This is a genomic window from Acholeplasma laidlawii (assembly GCF_015709225.1).
GTDB classification, from domain to species: Bacteria; Bacillota_I; Bacilli_A; order Acholeplasmatales; family Acholeplasmataceae; genus Acholeplasma; species Acholeplasma laidlawii_A.
In genome coordinates this window covers 1-17,128 of sequence record NZ_JADNRS010000012.1, presented here as the reverse complement: position 1 = coordinate 17,128, position 17,128 = coordinate 1, and the positions used below count along the sequence as shown (strand labels likewise).

The 17,128-nt window shown below is 31.8% G+C and carries 17 protein-coding genes and 1 riboswitch; of the genes, 6 read left to right on the top strand and 11 right to left on the bottom strand.

Annotation, left to right across the window (positions count from 1 at the left end; translation table 11 throughout):
- Nucleotides 1-2 precede the first annotated feature (2 nt).
- The 6 genes from hisS to IY230_RS00895 all read right to left on the bottom strand — a co-directional run bounded on the left by hisS (nucleotide 3) and on the right by IY230_RS00895 (nucleotide 6,310).
- The gene (gene hisS, locus IY230_RS00920) at nucleotides 3-1,265 is read right to left on the bottom strand and encodes a histidine--tRNA ligase (protein ID WP_196369472.1); all 1,263 of its coding nucleotides are present in this window, start codon (nucleotides 1,263-1,265) and stop codon (nucleotides 3-5) included.
- On the bottom strand, nucleotides 1,262-1,810 hold the full coding sequence (locus IY230_RS00915) for a GNAT family N-acetyltransferase (protein WP_196369471.1): 549 nt from the start codon (nucleotides 1,808-1,810) through the stop codon (nucleotides 1,262-1,264). The genes hisS and IY230_RS00915 overlap by 4 nt, the downstream gene beginning before the upstream one ends.
- 274 nt (nucleotides 1,811-2,084) lie before the next feature.
- The gene (locus IY230_RS00910) at nucleotides 2,085-3,161 is read right to left on the bottom strand and encodes an AI-2E family transporter (RefSeq protein ID WP_196369470.1); all 1,077 of its coding nucleotides are present in this window, start codon (nucleotides 3,159-3,161) and stop codon (nucleotides 2,085-2,087) included.
- Between the two features lie 2 nt (nucleotides 3,162-3,163).
- On the bottom strand, nucleotides 3,164-3,607 hold the full coding sequence (gene dtd / locus IY230_RS00905; protein WP_196369469.1) for a D-aminoacyl-tRNA deacylase: 444 nt from the start codon (nucleotides 3,605-3,607) through the stop codon (nucleotides 3,164-3,166).
- On the bottom strand, nucleotides 3,604-5,778 hold the full coding sequence (locus IY230_RS00900) for a RelA/SpoT family protein (RefSeq protein ID WP_196369468.1): 2,175 nt from the start codon (nucleotides 5,776-5,778) through the stop codon (nucleotides 3,604-3,606). Before IY230_RS00900 ends, dtd begins: the two co-directional genes overlap by 4 nt.
- A 19-nt stretch (nucleotides 5,779-5,797) precedes the next feature.
- Nucleotides 5,798-6,310 (bottom strand): adenine phosphoribosyltransferase, encoded by a 513-nt coding sequence (locus IY230_RS00895; RefSeq protein WP_196369488.1) that lies wholly within the window; start codon nucleotides 6,308-6,310, stop codon nucleotides 5,798-5,800.
- Between the two features lie 196 nt (nucleotides 6,311-6,506).
- On the opposite strand from IY230_RS00895, the gene IY230_RS00890 reads away from it, so the two are divergent.
- A complete protein-coding gene (locus IY230_RS00890) occupies nucleotides 6,507-7,745 on the top strand; it encodes a replication-associated recombination protein A (RefSeq protein WP_196369467.1) in 1,239 nt (412 codons plus the stop codon).
- A 5-nt stretch (nucleotides 7,746-7,750) separates the two neighbouring features.
- Nucleotides 7,751-8,272: a type 1 glutamine amidotransferase domain-containing protein gene (locus IY230_RS00885; RefSeq protein ID WP_196369466.1), complete on the top strand. Its 522-nt coding sequence runs from the start codon at nucleotides 7,751-7,753 to the stop codon at nucleotides 8,270-8,272.
- 10 nt (nucleotides 8,273-8,282) lie between these two features.
- Here the strand turns inward: IY230_RS00885 and IY230_RS00880 are convergent, their stop codons facing one another.
- Nucleotides 8,283-9,971, bottom strand: a complete 1,689-nt coding sequence (locus IY230_RS00880; RefSeq protein ID WP_196369465.1) for a ribonuclease J — start codon at nucleotides 9,969-9,971, stop codon at nucleotides 8,283-8,285.
- A gap of 148 nt (nucleotides 9,972-10,119) precedes the next feature.
- Here IY230_RS00880 and recU point away from each other — a divergent pair, with 148 nt between their 5' ends.
- Entirely contained in the window at nucleotides 10,120-10,683 is a 564-nt protein-coding gene (gene recU / locus IY230_RS00875) for a Holliday junction resolvase RecU (RefSeq protein ID WP_196369464.1), read from the top strand.
- On the opposite strand, the gene IY230_RS00870 is transcribed toward recU, so the two are convergent.
- Nucleotides 10,675-11,301 carry an energy-coupled thiamine transporter ThiT gene (locus IY230_RS00870; protein ID WP_196369463.1) on the bottom strand — a complete coding sequence of 209 codons (627 nt, stop codon included), beginning with the start codon at nucleotides 11,299-11,301 and terminating at the stop codon, nucleotides 10,675-10,677. The two genes, recU and IY230_RS00870, sit on opposite strands and share 9 nt — an antisense overlap.
- Before the next feature lie 56 nt (nucleotides 11,302-11,357).
- A riboswitch (TPP riboswitch) is annotated at nucleotides 11,358-11,465 on the bottom strand.
- Nucleotides 11,466-11,602: 137 nt separating this feature from the next.
- Between IY230_RS00870 and IY230_RS00865 the strand changes: the two genes are divergently transcribed.
- Genes IY230_RS00865 through IY230_RS00855 form a run of 3 tightly spaced genes read left to right on the top strand, consistent with a single transcriptional unit; the run spans nucleotide 11,603 to nucleotide 13,362 of the window.
- The gene (locus tag IY230_RS00865; protein WP_196369462.1) at nucleotides 11,603-11,977 is read left to right on the top strand and encodes a hypothetical protein; all 375 of its coding nucleotides are present in this window, start codon (nucleotides 11,603-11,605) and stop codon (nucleotides 11,975-11,977) included.
- A 1-nt stretch (nucleotide 11,978) separates the two neighbouring features.
- A complete protein-coding gene (locus IY230_RS00860) occupies nucleotides 11,979-12,437 on the top strand; it encodes an NfeD family protein (protein WP_196369461.1) in 459 nt (152 codons plus the stop codon).
- A 1-nt stretch (nucleotide 12,438) separates the two neighbouring features.
- A complete protein-coding gene (locus IY230_RS00855) occupies nucleotides 12,439-13,362 on the top strand; it encodes an SPFH domain-containing protein (RefSeq protein WP_196369460.1) in 924 nt (307 codons plus the stop codon).
- Nucleotides 13,363-13,407: 45 nt separating this feature from the next.
- Here the strand turns inward: IY230_RS00855 and IY230_RS00850 are convergent, their stop codons facing one another.
- The 3 genes from IY230_RS00850 to IY230_RS00840 form a co-directional block, all read right to left on the bottom strand.
- Entirely contained in the window at nucleotides 13,408-14,445 is a 1,038-nt protein-coding gene (locus IY230_RS00850) for a M42 family metallopeptidase (protein WP_196369459.1), read from the bottom strand.
- 245 nt (nucleotides 14,446-14,690) lie between these two features.
- Entirely contained in the window at nucleotides 14,691-15,551 is an 861-nt protein-coding gene (locus IY230_RS00845) for a UTP--glucose-1-phosphate uridylyltransferase (protein WP_196369458.1), read from the bottom strand.
- Nucleotides 15,548-17,023 (bottom strand): hypothetical protein, encoded by a 1,476-nt coding sequence (locus tag IY230_RS00840; RefSeq protein WP_196369457.1) that lies wholly within the window; start codon nucleotides 17,021-17,023, stop codon nucleotides 15,548-15,550. The genes IY230_RS00845 and IY230_RS00840 overlap by 4 nt, the downstream gene beginning before the upstream one ends.
- Nucleotides 17,024-17,128 lie beyond the last annotated feature (105 nt).

Genomic DNA, 17,128 nt, shown 5'->3' with positions numbered 1-17,128 from the left:
AATTATAATAGCTCCTTTAGCGTATCAGTTAAGGTATCCATAGATACTTCTACTTGTTCTTCAGTTTTTGTATTTTTCAATTGTACAACATTGTTATTTAATTCATTTTCTCCAATAATAATGATGTATTTAGAATCATATCTTAATGCTTCTTTAAGTTGAGGTTTAAATCCTCTATTTAAGTGATCAATATCAGATAAAATGTTTTCACTTCTTAAATGGTGTTGTAACTCTATTGCCTTTTTTCTACTTTGTTGATCAAATGTAATGAAATAGACATCAAGTTGTTTAGGACTAGTCAGTGCAATACCTTCTTGTTCCAGTGCACTAAGTAATCTTTCCATACCAAACGCATAACCAATACCCGGTGTATCTGGACCACCTAATTCTTTAACTAGGTTTTGATATCTACCACCGCCACCTAAAGCATTTTGTGCACCAAATCCTTTAATTGTTGCATGAATTTCAAATACTGTATGTGCATAGTAATCTAGTCCACGAACTAATTTCTTATCAATTTCATATGGGATATTCATGAGGTTTAGTAATTCGAGTACTGCTTCAAAATGTTTTTTTGAGGTTTCATTTAAGTAATCAAGTGGTAATGGAGCATCTTTGATGAGTTCAATGTCCGCCGGATCCTTAGAATCCAAGATACGGAGTGGATTATTTGTGAGTCTATCTTGAGAATCCTTTGATAATTTTTCCTTTACAGGTGTTAAAAAATCAATAAGGGCTTGTCTATAGTTTCTTTTTGAATCATCATCACCTAAACTATTAAGTTTAACACTTACTTGTTTTAAACCTAAACGATAGATTGTTTCATAAGCTAGTTCAATAACTTCTGCATCAATACTTGGTTCATTAGATCCTAAGACCTCACATCCAAACTGCATAAATTGTCTAAAGCGGCCTTTTTGAGGACGCTCATATCTAAAATTAGGTCCCATATAATAAAGTTTAGTCACACCAGCTTGAGCGTAAAGTTTATTTTCTACATAACTTCGAATAACACCTGCTGTACCTTCTGGTCTTAAAGTTAAATCACGATCTGATTTATCTTTAAAATTATAGGTTTCTTTGATAACCATATCAGATAATTCAGTTTCACGGTGAATTACATTAGAATATTCCATCATCGGTGTTCTAATTTCACCATAGTTATATGTTTTAAATAGTTGTCTAACATATGATTCTAAAGCAACCCAATTTTCTGCTTCAGTAGGTAATACATCATATGTACCCTTAACTTTTATATAGTTCATTTTTTAAACGTCTCCTTTGTTAAGTAATACCATTTTGATGGTTCATTTAAACCTGTAAAACGGTTATAGTATTTCTTTTGATCTTCATATTCAAATATGAAGTTATTTTTTTCTATGACGCGCATACTTTGAAAATTTTCATTTGCATGGCCAATGACTATCTTCTTATAACCATGAAAATAAAAACCCACTTCTAATATCTTTTGTAGTGACTTAGACATAATGCCTTTATTCCAATATGCTTTATTCAAACAAAAACCTACTTCAACAACACCATCAGATACCATCGTATGAAAGTCTATAGTCCCAATCATTTTGTTATTTTTTAAGTCTATGATTGCATAACCTACAGGTAAACCTCTTTCAGGTCTTTTCAAAAAGAACTCTTTAATTGAACCGTAAGCTTCTGTCACATCACTGTATGGTCCCCAACTTAAAAACTTCACTGTTTCTAGGTCTTTTCCATACTCAAACATGTCTTTAGCATCTTTTAGTTCTACATCTCTTAACATGTAATTATCAAAATATATGATTGGTTGTTTCATAGTTTCTTTCTCCTTTTAACAAAAAACGCCCTTAAAAAATTCTAAGGACGAATGCTATAATTCGCGGTGCCACCTTAGTTCCAGATTAACTGGCCCTCATAATGTGTTTTTAGTCTCTAAAGTTGTCCCGTGACTTCTATCTTTTTGTGATTCTTTCACCTGTTTGTGAATCACTCGCTTGCATTTTAAAGATAAATACATCACTTTTTCTTTGTCTTCAACTTATTTAATTTGTAATATATTTTATCATTTTATGATATAATTAGCAATCTATTTATAGATGTTCATTAATTTTTTTGATACCACTTTTTATATTATCTTTATAATATTGCATCGTTACTTCTAATACGACTTGGAATGGGACAGAGAGTATCGCGCCAACAATACCAAAGAATGCTTGACCTAATAAAACAAATGCTATGGTTGATATTGGGTTTAATTTGAGCTTTGTTTGATAAATCTTTGGATTAATTACATACGCATCTAGTTGAGGGAAAATTAGCATAAATATACCAATAGCAATCATGCCATAAGCAGCATTTGGTACAGTCATAACGATAATAGCTGTAAATAAAATAGAGAAATAGCCACCAAAATAAGGGATTAAAGATAACACTGCTGCAACAAGTGCTACAAGTGGTACAAACACTAAAAACTCAGGGAAGAATATAGATAGTACAAGCATTAGTGTCCCGTATTCAAGCGCTTGGATCGCTGCAATAATAATTTCAGCAACTAAATAGTTTGTTAATTCCCTATCTAACGTGCCAACAAAACTTACAGTTTTAGGCTTGACAGTAATCGTTAAGTATTCCTTAATGTGTTGACGTATTCTAGGAAAGTTAAGTAAGAATATAATTCCTACAACTATAACTACAGCACCGCTAATAAGTGTGTTCCAAACATCACCAACCGTACCACCACTTGCTGTAAAGAAATTTGTTATCTCAACAATAATCTCGTCTACTAAGCCAATGATATAATTCGACATAGAGGTTGTATCTACATTTAAAATTTCACCAATTTGAACCATAATATTTTCAATACCTACTGAAATATTACCAATACTGTCCACGGCTGGTTTTAGTACACCCCATACTAAATATACAAAGAAAATTGTAACAATTGAATAAACAATCAAGATACCAAGCCATCTAGGTATCTTGTATTTTTGTAATAAGTTGATTAGTGGATTTAATATATAGGCAAGTGCAAAAGCAATAATTAAAGGTAATAAGGCATAAAAGGCTTTACCTAAGACACCAGAGATATTCGGCAAAACAAAAATAGCAAGTACAATTATTAAGAGTAATAATAATATATTTACTAATTTAAAATTTACCTTTTTCAAATTTAATCTCCTATTTCATACATTAAATTAAATGGACCTATATAAGTTGCATCTATCACCATATGCGCACCAAATACACCTGTTTGAACCTTATAACCTAGTTTTTTCAATTTATCTACAAAAGATTCATAAAGTAGCATGGCTAATTCAGGTTTTGCTGCTTTAGTAAAACTTGGGCGATTATTATTTGTGACATCACCGTATAAAGTAAATTGTGAGACCACTAATATTTCTTGTGTATCTTTATCAAGTTTCAAGTTAAGTTTATCATTTTCATCATGATAAATACGTAAATTTGATAACTTTGTTACACATTTATCGACTAAAGCTTCTGTATCGGTGTCTTTAACACCAAAATAGACGACATAACCTTCTTTGATAGATGAAATTAGTTTTTCTTCTACTGTTAGTGTTGCTTTAGATACTTTTGTAACTAACATTCTCATATAATTTCACGCTCTACATAATATACTTGAGGTACTTTTTGAATGTTTAGAATTAATAAATCAAGTTCTCTTTTTTCTTTCAAAGTCACTTTTAATTTAATAATACTTTCAAGTTCATGGCTAGTAATTGCAGAAACTTCAGCGATTGCTATACCACTTGAATTTGCTGTCTGAATAATTTCAGTTAATAAACCATTTCTTGTTGTACCTTTAATTTTGATCCAAGTTGCATATTTCCTATTTATATTCGTACCCCAATATGCTGGAATTAAACGGTTTTTATCATATTGTTGTAGGTTGATGCAGTGTTGTGCATGGACAACAATACCACTACCTTTTGTGACATAACCAGAGATAGGATCTCCTGGAATTGGTGTACAACAATTAGCTAATTTAATTTGTGGTGTAGTTAAACCTTCAATGATAACACCAGTATCTGAAGTTGCTGTTAATTGTCTTTGTGTACGTTCTATTTGACGCTGAATCAATTGTTCTTTTGATATTTCAGGCATCAATTTATTAAGAACTGTTTTAGTAGATACATTACCTTTACCAATTTCAAGGTATAAATCCTGTAAATTGGTAATTGCTATTTTTTCAAAATTTTGACGTACCCATTCATCAGTAATTGTGTCTTCTTTTTTATTGATTAACAACTCTTTTTCAAGTAGTTCTTTACCATTTGACAAAGTGTATTCGTAATTGCTCTTATTAATGAAACCTTTAATCTTATGTCTGGCATGTGCTGATTTAGCTATTTTAAGCCAATCTTCACTGGGTCCAGATGAGTTTTTGTTTGTCTTGATTGCAACAACATCACCCGTTTGTAGTTCATAGTCCAGTGTAACAATACGGTTATTTACTGTTGCACCAACCATCTTATGACCTACATCGGTATGGATTTTGTATGCAAAGTCAATTGGTGTTCCACCGCTAGGTAATTCAATCACTTCGCCTTTGGGTGTAAAGACATAAACGTTTGCAGAAAATATATCAGTCTTAATCGTTTCTACAAATTCTTCTGAGTTTTCACCTTGATCATCTTTATCCTCAGTCATACGCATAAGATCTGCATACCACTTGAGTCGTGACATCATTTCAAATTGTTCTTTTTCTTTAGAGTAAACCTTATTTTCTTTATATGCCCAGTGAGCAGCAATACCATCTTCAGCTACTTTATCCATCTCTTTTGTACGTATTTGAACTTCAAATAACGTACCATCTGAATGGAGTACAGTTGTATGAAGTGATTGATAAAGGTTTGGCTTTGGTACAGCAATATAATCTTTAAATCGTTTTGGAATTGGTGTAAAGTGGGCATGAATAATACCTAAAGACTGGTAACATGTCTCAACTTTATCAACGATAATGCGAACAGCTAAAAGGTCATAAATATCTTCAAAATCTCGCATATCTTTAGTCATCTTTTTATAGATGGAATAGATATTTTTAATTCTACCTTTAATTTCAAAATTAGTTAAATCTGATTCTTTAAATAATTCTTTAATATAATCTATAACGTTATTAATATTACTTTCACGTTCTACTCTTTTAGCTTTGACTAAATTAGATACTTTATAGTACATTGCAGGATGGACATAGCGTAAAGATTTATCTTCAAGTTCTGCTTTCCATCTAAAAAGACCGAGTCTGTGAGCTATCGGTGCATAAATATCTAAAGTTTCTTTTGAAATAGCTATTTGTCTATCAGGCGCCATTGAGTCTAGTGTTCTCATATTATGAAGTCTATCGGAAATTTTAATTAAGATGACCCTGATATCTTTAGCCATTGCTAACAGCATCTTTTGTTGATTATCTGTTTGTAATGAATCTTTAAATTGAAGTTTACTTAACTTAGTTACTCCATCCACCAGTGATGCAACATCTTTACCAAAGTCTTTTTCAATACCTTCAAGTGTATAATCAGTATCTTCTACTGTATCATGTAGTAGTGCAGCTACCAATGTTTGTGGACCGGCTTCTAGTTCGGCTAAAATTCTGGCAACTGCAGTAGGGTGGGTAATATAAGGTTCCCCACTTTTACGCATTTGACCTAAGTGCTTTTCTTTAGCTACAACGTAAGCTTTTGTGATTAAATTGATATTTGATTCACTTTTAATATAGTGTGAGATATCCTTGATTAATGCTTTATATAGTGCATCGTTCATCATATAATCACATCCTTTTCATTTAGTAGTTGATCAGTGTCTTTACATCGTAATTTTTAAGTAATTTTCTTCCTTCTAAATCATCCAACTCGATTAAGAAAGCAAGACCTACAACAATACCACCTAGTTTTTCAACAAGTTCTACTGTTGCTTGCATTGTACCACCTGTTGCCAGTAAATCATCAATAATAACAACTCTTTGTCCAGGTTTCACTGCATCTTCATGTAATGATAATGAGTTAGAGCCATACTCTAAATCATAACTTACTGTAACTGATGCTCTAGGTAATTTACCAGGTTTTCTAACTGGTGCAAATCCAACGCCTAAATTAACTGCTACCGGACAACCAAAAATAAATCCTCTTGCTTCAGGACCTACGATTAAATCTGCATTTTTTGATCTTGCAAACTCAGTAAATTGATCAGATGCATACTTATATGCTTTACCATCTAACATCAGAGGTGTAATATCTCTAAATAGGATACCATCTTTAGGAAAATCTTTTACTGCTGCAATATGTGCTTTTAAATCCATCATTATACATCCCTTTTTAAATTGTTAGACTAAACTAAAATTAATCTACATATTATTATATGTTATTTAGCGCTATTTTACAAGATTTTAAGACGGTTGGTTCGTGTATTTAACCTATATGTGATAACCCGGACGAAATTACATAACTGCCATTTTCAAGTGTCAAACATGATATAATAAATTAGGAGGATCAATCATGGAACCACTAGCAAGTCGCATGCGACCTAAAAATTTTGATGAAGTATATGGCCAAGACCATTTACTAAGTAAACATGGCGTATTAACCAAAATGATAGAAAAGAAAAAGTACTTGTCTTTTATCTTATATGGGCCACCAGGTACAGGTAAAACTACAATCGCAAAACTCTTTTCTGATAAATCCATGTTGGATACTTATTTTTTTAATGCTTCAACTGACAACAAAGCTAAATTAAAAGATATTTTAGATATGACAGCATATCATGATGTACTCATTATCGTTGATGAGATTCATCGTATGAAAACAGATATTCAAGACTACCTTTTACCATTTTTAGAAAGTGGTAAGGCCATCATGATTGGTTTAACAACCCTTAATCCATATCAAAGTATTAATATGGCGATTCGTAGTCGTTGTCATTTATATGAAATTAAAGCGCTTAGTGATAAGGACATTGAAGCTGCTATACTGAATGCGATTCAATATTTAGATCATGATATCCAATTAACTGATGATGCACTAGCAGCCATTATTAGGGCATCTAATTCTGAAATTCGTTCAGCACTCAATTTACTTGAAAGTGCCTCATTAGTTGTTGATGATGGGCAAAAAATTACTTCTAACATCATAAGGAAACTTGCAGGTAAACCGCAACTATCCTTAGATGATCATGAAAACCACTATTTTGAAATGTTAAGTGCACTACAAAAGTCTATTAGAGGTTCTGATGTTGATGCTTCAATTCACTATCTAGCCAGACTCTTAACACTCGGGGACTTGGAAATCATTTTTAGGAGATTGATTGTTATTGCCTATGAAGATATAGGACTTGCAAATCCGACCATGGGTCAAAAGGTATTAGCAGCGATTCAAGCTGCTAAAATGACTGGTTTACCTGAAGCAAGAATACCTTTATCTGTCATAGTTGTAGATATGGCATTATCTCCTAAATCTAACACTGCTTATACTGCACTAGATAATGCTATGGAAGATTTCCAAAATGGTTTAGCAGGACCTATACCAAAACATATCGATAACAAATATATTAAACAACATCCAGATAGCTACAAATACCCTCATAACGATCCGGGCTCGTTAAATAGTCAAACACACTTGCCTGATAACTTACTGGATAAAACGTATTATGTACCTAAAGATGAAAGTGCTTATGAAAAAGCACTTAAAGATCGATTAAAACTTATTGATAATATTAAAGGATATAAAAGGAAAGGATAATTCTTATGTTAAATAGTAAACGTATACTTACCATTGTTTCAAATGATTATGATGATTTAGAATTTCATTATCCACTTATCAGACTTAAAGAAGCTGGTGCAACCGTGGATATTGCATCAGAAATTAAAGGGCATACCTATAAAGGAAAATATGGTTTATCAACAGTTAGTGATTTATCATTTGATGAAGTCGATATTACCAAATATGATGGTATCATCATCCCAGGTGGTTGGGCACCAGATTACCTAAGACGCCTACCTAAAGTATTAGAATTTGTTAGATACCTAAATGAACACAAAAAAATCATTGGAAGTATTTGCCATGCTGGCTGGGTTTTATCGAGTGCAGGTATCCTAAAAGGTGTGACACTTACATCAACGCCAGGTATTAAAGATGATATGATGTATGCAGGTGCTACATGGGTTGACAAACCTGTAGTAGTTGATCAACACATCGTGACTGCAAGAAGACCCATAGATTTACCATATTACCTTCCTAAACTCATAGAATCATTATCTAAACAATAAAAAAGAAGACTTAGTCTTCTTTTTTTATCTCTGTAGATATAATTACCGGTATAGTAATTGGTCTTCTTCTAGCTGTTTGATACACATACTTGGATACTTCATCTCTTATTTGAAGTTTGTATTCATTCCAATTGATGTATTTACCCTTTAAGTGTTTGTCTGTTACTTTGTCAAAGATTGCTCTAATTTCATCAATCATTGATTCATTTTCGTTTAAGTGGACAAAACCTTTAGATACAATCTTAGGTTCACCTAAAACTTTCTTTTGTTTTGCATTAATGTTTGCAATAATCAGTAACACACCATCTGCTGCGAGTAACTCTCTGTCTCTCATAACAAAGTCATTCACATCACCAACTGCAGTACCATCGATTAAAATTTCAGATGTCTTAATTTCATTTCTTGAGACAAATGGTTCTTTACCCTTACTTAAATTGACAGCATCACCATTATCTAGTAAGAAAATTTGATCTTCTTTATAGTTCATTTGTAATGCAAGTTGTTTGACGCCATATTGGTGACGGTATTCACCAATTGTAGGTATAATGTATTTAGGTCTTAATAGATTAATCATCATCTTAATTTCTTCAGCAGTCGCGTGATTAGAAGCTAATAACCTTTTATCTACGACTTCAATATTCGCATCACTTCGATATAAAATATCCAGTGTGCGTGCTGCCATCTTCTCTGTACCAGGTACAGGTGATGTCATAAGTAATATGGTATCATTTTCACTAATATGAATTAATCTATCTTGTTTTCTACACATTCTTTGTAACATATAGAATGGTTCATGACGATTTCCTGTAACCAAGCAAACTAGATTGTTTGCGTCATTTTTATTCTTTTCATCAATAAACTTCAAGTTTACGAGCGCTTCTTTAGGAATCACTAAATATCCTTTTTCAATCGCTATATCAACGATACGTTGTGCACGTCTACCAATAATAGCAATCTTTTTATGATGATTTAATGAAATATCTACAATACGTTGGATTTTTTGTAAGTCTGAAGAGAATAAAGAAACGATAATTCTTCCTTCAGCATTTGCATACACTGAATTGATTTTATGTGTTAGTGCATTGTAAATGCCACCATCTTGAATTAGTGTTGAGCCTAAAGACTCTACTAATAGTGCTATCACATTTTTCTGTGCTAAATCATTAATTTTAGGAAAGTCTGTTTGATAGTTTGGATCACTGTATTGAGCAAAAGTAAAATCTGAAGTATATACAATAACACCGTCAACCGTATGCAGAGCAATTCCTACTGATTCTGGAATCGAATGCGTTGTTGAAAAGAAGGTAATCTTTACATTACCAATACGTATAATTGAGTTTTGATCAATTGTGTTTAGTGTTAATTTATTTAAGTCAAAGTTCTTCTCTTTTAAAGAATCTTTTACTACCTCCATAGTAAAAGGGGTAGCATAAATAGGCACATTTAAATCTTTTAAAATGTGCGGTAATGCACCTATATGATCTTCGTGTGCATGAGATAAAAATATCCCTTTCACACGATCCTTGATGTTCATAAACATCTTATAGTTTGGTATAATTTCATCAACGCCATATAGTTCTTGGGTCGGATATTTTAGACCAGCGTCCAAAATAAAATATTGTCTATCGATATCAACGACATACATATTTTTACCGTTTTCTCCCAATCCACCTAAAGCGAAAAAGCGTATTTCACTCACAAATAGTTTTTCCTTTCAGTAACGATTTTCAGTTAATATATTATATCATATTTTTTCGGACTCTGTTTAAAAAAACATATATTTTATCTTTATCATGTAAATATATCTTAATTAGTTTATAATACCTTTATATAGGAGATTATGCAAAATGAACTACCCAAATAAAAAAAAGCCAATCAAAAAAGTTAATAATTACGCTAACCTTGGAATGACTTTAGAATCCGATATAGATTTAACTAATCAGTATTATTTATCTCATCAAATTGCTGTAATTCATAAAAAACCTACGCCTATTCAAGTCGTTAATGTCAGCTATCCTGCGCGTAATAAAGCTAAAATTGTTGAAGCCTATTACAGAACACCATCTACGACCGATTTTAACGGTTTATACAAAGGTCGTTATATTGATTTTGATGCCAAAGAAACAAATTCTAAAACAAGTTTCCCATTATCCAATGTACATGAGCATCAAATTAATCATTTATCTGATGTTGATGCTCATGGTGGTATTGCTTTTTTAATCATAGGATGGTCTCAATATAATGAGTATTACATTTTATTTTTTAAAGATCTCATATCTTTTTGGCAAGCATCAAAACAAGGTGGTAGAAAATCAATTCCTTATACTTTCTTTAAGGAAAATTGTCACCAAATACCATTTAGTTATGAACCACGTCTGGATTACCTTAGCATTATTAATAAATTAATTTGATCCAAACTGTAGTTTTAATTCTTTAAACTGAGGTAGTGCTAAACTACCAATAATGATGATACTTAATGCAGTGGTTAAAGTATAAATTATATTGTATATACCTGAATAGATAAATGCATTTTGATTCACACTAGCCATTAAGTTTTGTGTAAACTCACTGCCTGATGCATATGATGCCCAAAGGATTGCTCCTACTATTGTAGATGATAACCACCTAATTAATAGTACAACAACTGCAGTGATACTAAACCAAATACGTGAGTCAAGTGCCTTTTTGAAGAATCCACTTAACCCAAGTGTACCAAATGCCACAATATAGTCTAAGAAAAAGACTAAGAGCGCTTCACTCAAATTTGTAGCAAAATAACTTAAGGCATAGCCATCATAAAAAAATCCAAATAAACCATAAGTTACAGCCCCTACAATGCCGTAAACCGGCCCTAAAAATATACCTATCATTATAATTGGTAATAATGATATGTTAAATAATCTACCGCCTAAAGGCATGGATAGATTAAGTCCAGGTATCAAACCTGTTATGACATCGAGTGCGATAGCTATCGCTAGTAATGTGGATACGATGACCACATTTCTTATCTGAATCCTATTTTGATTCATATTTCTTCCTCCTTGGAAATAAAAAAATTTCTTCGGGGCCAAAGAAATAAAAAGTTAAAAAATATTATAACTTTCCCTCCGCTGGCATCACCCAGATCAGGTTTAACGGGTCGACTTGATTAAAGTCCTCTCAGTCCATTACGTGGACTCCCCGAAGTTGATCATATACATTATAGCATAACCAAAATAATTCAATCATCTTTTGCTTATTTTAACTATAAATAATTTTTAATAATCTTTAATAATTTTATTGACATTTGTGATAATTAGCCTTATAATATAGATATGAGAGGTGATTTAAATGAGTGTAACATGGTTTAATGGGGAACCTAAAGAAATTGTAGTAACTATTACACCAACAAACTTAACGGTGAATAAATCTGGTGTACAATTCTTCGAGTTTGCCAATCAGGTAATGTTAGGATACGATAAGGATAAATATGTGATCTTACTTCGTCCTTTATCAAAAGATGATGTGTTAAGAGGGGATATACCTGAACATACTAGATATAACATCAGCGTGAATGCTTCCTATGGAAGAATCGCTAACAAAGCATTCATTAGTCGAATATCTACTGTATTTGAATTAGATTTTGAAGAAAAGGGGACGAAATTCAAAGCTGTTTGGAATAAAAATTCCAACATCTTAGAAGTTCGATTAAAGGAGGTATTATAAAATGATTGAGTTTCTTGCTGAATATGCAATATGGTTTTGGCTGTTAGTATTTGTTACTACGATTATTATAGAGTTTATGACTGTAGAATTTGTAAGTATATGGTTTGCACTTGCTTCTATTCCTGCATTAGTCATCTCAATATTTATGCCAACAAATATTGGTCTTCAAACAATTGTATTTTTCTTAACAGGGTTCATTCTTATGATACTTACTAGACCTGCATTAGTTAAATACTTTAAAAAGAACATCGTCTCAACCAATGTTGATGCCTATGTAGGTAAATCTGCAATAGTGATTACAGCGATTTCACCAATGTCTCGCGGTCAAGTAGATTTTGAGCATATGAACTGGACAGCTATTTCATCAGAAGATATTGAAGTAGGTGCGACCGTTAGAATTCTTGCAATCGAAGGAAATAAATTTATAGTAACTAAAATTAATAAGGAGGATTCAAATTAATATGGAACCAGGACAAGTTGTATTAATTGTATTAGTAGTTGTATTAGGTGTACTTGCATTACTTGTAATATCAGGTATACGCATAGTTACACAAACTAAAAAGTACGTTGTAGAACGTTTAGGGGCTTATCACACAACATGGGGTGTTGGTATTCACTGGCTTATTCCATTTGTAGATAGAGTTGTATCTGTAGTATCACTTAAAGAACAAGTTAAAGATTTTGATCCACAAGCTGTAATTACTAAAGATAATGTTACAATGCAAATCGATACCATTGTATTTTATCAAGTTACAGATCCAAAACTCTATGCTTATGGTGTTGAAAACCCAATACTAGCGATTGAAGCATTATCCGCAACAACATTACGTAACATCTTAGGAGATTTAGAACTTGATACTTCTTTAACCTCAAGAGATATTATCAACACCAAGATGCGTCACATCTTAGATGATGCTACTGATAAATGGGGTATTAAAGTTAACCGTGTTGAAGTTAAAAACATTATGCCACCTAAAGATATTAGGGACTCTATGGAAAAACAAATGCGTGCTGAACGTGAAAGACGTCAAACCATTTTAATTGCTGAGGGTGAAAAACGCGCTAAGATTTTAGAAGCTGAAGGTATTAATGAATCTATCATTTTAAAAGCTCAAGCGGATAAACAACAAGTGATTTTAAATGCACAAGCTCAAGCAGAATCCATTCGTCAATTAAAAGAAGCTGAAGCATTAGGTATCAAGTTAATTAAAGAAGCTGCACCTGATGCAGCCGTGCTACAAATTAAGGCTTATGAGGCACTTGCTAACCTTGCTGAGGGTCAAGCTACAAAGATTGTAGTTCCGTCTAATCTAGCCGATTTAGCTGGTACAGTGACTGCTTTAACTGAAGTTGTACAATCAGGTAAAGAACCTGCTAAAAAGTAAGTAGTAAATAAATAAGGTACTGTTCAATCTGAACAGTACCTTTTATTATGTATATAATATTTCATCTATGATTTTATCATTTAAGGATTCAACAAATAGTTTTAGTAACTTTTTAGTATGAACTAAGTCAGAATAGTCTATCATTTGATGATGTGAATGTTTATTTTTAATGGGTATACCAATGGATAAGGTTGCAGCACCTAATTTTGATAGTTGAAGGTAATGTCCTTCACTTAAAACTGATTGTTGGTGCGCTTCTTGATAAGGAATTTCATTAAGTTTACACAAGTTAAGTACATAATTTCTTAATTTTGGATGAGCGATTAAGCCTTGGTCATAGAAGCTAATCACAGGTCCGCCACCTAATTTAATAAAATCAGGTATTGTATGATCTGTACTTTCCATTGTATCTAAACTGATTGCTAGCTCAGGTTCTATCATGTAACTTGCAGTTTTAGCACCTTTCATGTTCATCTTATTTTGAACAGTAAATGCAGCATTAAGTGCTACTTTTAAGTTTTCTACTTCTTCTAAAAGTTCACTTAATACATAAACAGATGATCTCGTGTCTAAAGCTTTTGAGATAAAACGATCGTTTTCAAGCGACTTAAATTCAGCATAGCGCGTTACCATATCTCCAATTTGAATACCTTTATCAAATGCTTCTTTATCCGATTTAAAACCAGCATCTAGATAAAGTGACTTAAAGTCTTCTACTTTAGATAATTCTTCACCTGATTGATAGGTTAAAGGCTTACCAATTAATGTAGCTATAAAAGATTTATTTTTGGTTGTAACTAAAAATAATTGATTTATCGAGTTCTTAGCATGCATGAAGCCAACATTTTGAAATTTAAGTAGACCTTGTTTGGTTACCTGAGTAATAATCATACCCACCTCATCAATAGGTGCTGTAATTAAAACTGCTCTACCTTGCCCAGTTGATGCAACAATAGAGCCAAGTCTATCTTTTTTGATTTGACCTTTTAGTGTAGATTCTAAATAACTCGTCACTTCTACTTCATTGGATGCGATTGCATGTAATTGTGTTAATCTATTTAATTTTTCAATGTGTTTTTTCATATGTATGTGTCCATTCTAAACTGTTTTTAAAGGGTAAAATAAAAACCTAGGAAGGAGTTGGAATCTCTTATTTTTAAGTGGGAATTTCCTATACACATACGTTGGGATTCCAAGTGTTAATTTGGCCTTCAACTCCAGTATGGTTTAATTCCCTAAAAGATATGTTTGGGTTCCACGGGTACTTCCTAGGCACCTTTAATTTACCTTATTTTTTTATATTTGTCAATGAAAATGGTTTTCACGTTTTAAAACTTTTTACTCAAGATTTCTTTCAAATCCTTTTTCAAGTCATCACGTTTTAAACCGAAATCAATGATAGCTTCAATATAACCAATCTTTGATCCAATATCATATCTTTTGCCAATCATATCAAGTGAAAACACTTTTTCATAATCCATTAATCTTAAGATGGAGTCTGTTAATTGAATCTCATTACCTGCGCCTCTTGTTTGATCCTTAAGTAATTGAAATATTTTTGGAGTAAGTACATATCTACCAGAAATTGCTGAGTGTGATGGTGGGTTTGATTTAGGTTTTTCAACGACACCTTCAAGTTCAACAATCGGTTTTGAACTATCTTTTTTAGGTATACAAATACCATATAATTTAGTGTCTTCTAGTGGAACTTCCATCGTACCTAGAATACTGGATTTTTTTTCATTATAAGCATCAATTAGTTGTAATAGTGCAGGTTTTTCTTCTGATACATAGACATCGTCTCCTAGTAATACTGCAAATGGTTCACCATTAATAAATTTTTCCGCTTGCAAGACTGCATGTCCTAAACCTAATTGTTCTTCTTGTGTTGTGTAAAATATTTTTGCACCATAACTAGTATTTTTGATAAGTCTAATATCATCTAATTTATTTTTTTCTTTTAAGAATTGCTCTAACTCGATATTATGTTCAAAATATGATTGGATTGCTCCTTTATTAGATGAAATAATAATTAGTATTTCTTCAATCCCTGATGCTACAGCCTCTTCAATAATATAACTTAGTGCTGGTTTATCAATAATTGGTAGCATTTCCTTCGGTACTGCTTTAGTTATTGGTAAAAACCTTGTCCCCCAGCCTGCTGCGGGTACTACTGCTTTTTTAATCATTTTTGTTTTTCCCCTTCGTAATATACTAATATTCTAACGTATGTTGCTTGATAAATCATCGCATTTAGTAAAATGTCCCTTATCTTTTGTTCGATAGAAAAATTAGAATTTGGTGTTTTAACAGATACTCTGGCTGCTAAATAATCCAAATCATCTAACTCTTCCATACGCGCAACATAATAATGCTTTGATAATTTCAAGATATCTTCTTTATTTTTAAACGAGAAAATAATCGATATAATTAATTCTCTTTTCGTAACTTGTAGTTCTTTTAATAAATTGGCAAGCGATAATGCTCTTGCTACAATATACTCTGTTTTATGAAAGAAAGTTTTCTCATAAATTTGTTTGTATTTATCATATACAATTTGTGCTTCAATATTTGTGTGTAATATATTTTCTAAATAGTTTTTAAAATTTTGAGCACGCTTTGCATGTTTATGATAAAACTCAGTGTACACGTGCATTTCCTTACCATTGAAGGTATATGCAGTAATCATAAAGTGTTTTCTATTTGCATAAAACAGTATATCGTTTAGATGTTTATGATATTCATCTATATGTTTTTTAAATTTATAGATACCAACGATATTATACGTTTCATTATAAACAAGTGGCTCATAAAACTCATTGGCATAGACATGACGTTGATCATCTGGATCATAATATTTATAGGCACTATATGCGACCCGGTTTAATGATAAATATTTTTCATAAACAATATCTGTAATACCAAGGATCGCAATAATCACTGTAAAGATAACTTGTGATAGATAAGATATAGGAAGTATCCATGCTGCAAATATAACCGGTAAAAAGATAAACATTATTGCTGCTCTAAACATTGCTCTAAAGCCATTTTTATAGAGTATAAAGGTTAGAACGAATAAGGATGTTACACCATAGAAAGTAAAGACTTGTAATGGGTTATAGTTACTTAGGTCAATATAAATATTCTTTAATTCATTAATGAATAAGAATATTGCAGTAAATAAGAATAAAATCGTAATTAATTGTCTTGTTTTTAAATACCAACTCTTAGTAAATAACTTCTTAGTTTGAGGTAATCTTACATAGTTTTTCATTTCTTGGCGATATGCATAAAATGGCCAATATTTACCACGTAATGAAATACTTAATGGTGCAGTATCTGTCGGTATAAGTTTTGCTTCTAGATGTGTTTCAAAGTTTGATAATGGGTTTAATATGATCATAAGTGAACCAACAGCAATAATTGCTTGCTCATAATCAGGCATAATGATTAAACCCAATATAATGACTAATGAGTAAATTAACATCACTATGAACTTGGCAGTACCACTAAATAAGTATACAGAAAGTAATACAATACTTATGGTAGCAAATACTGTATAGATTAAAGAATAATCTAACTCCATCAATGGAAAAACAAGCATGAATGAGATCAATAACATTAGAATTAATATTAAACTGATTAACAATCTTCTTTTCATCTTAATCGCCCTTTTTACGTTTACTTTCCTATCTTCTATTATATCAAACTTTGACTATAAATTGCCCAGGTAACTATAAGTTAAATATAAATTATTCAAAGAACT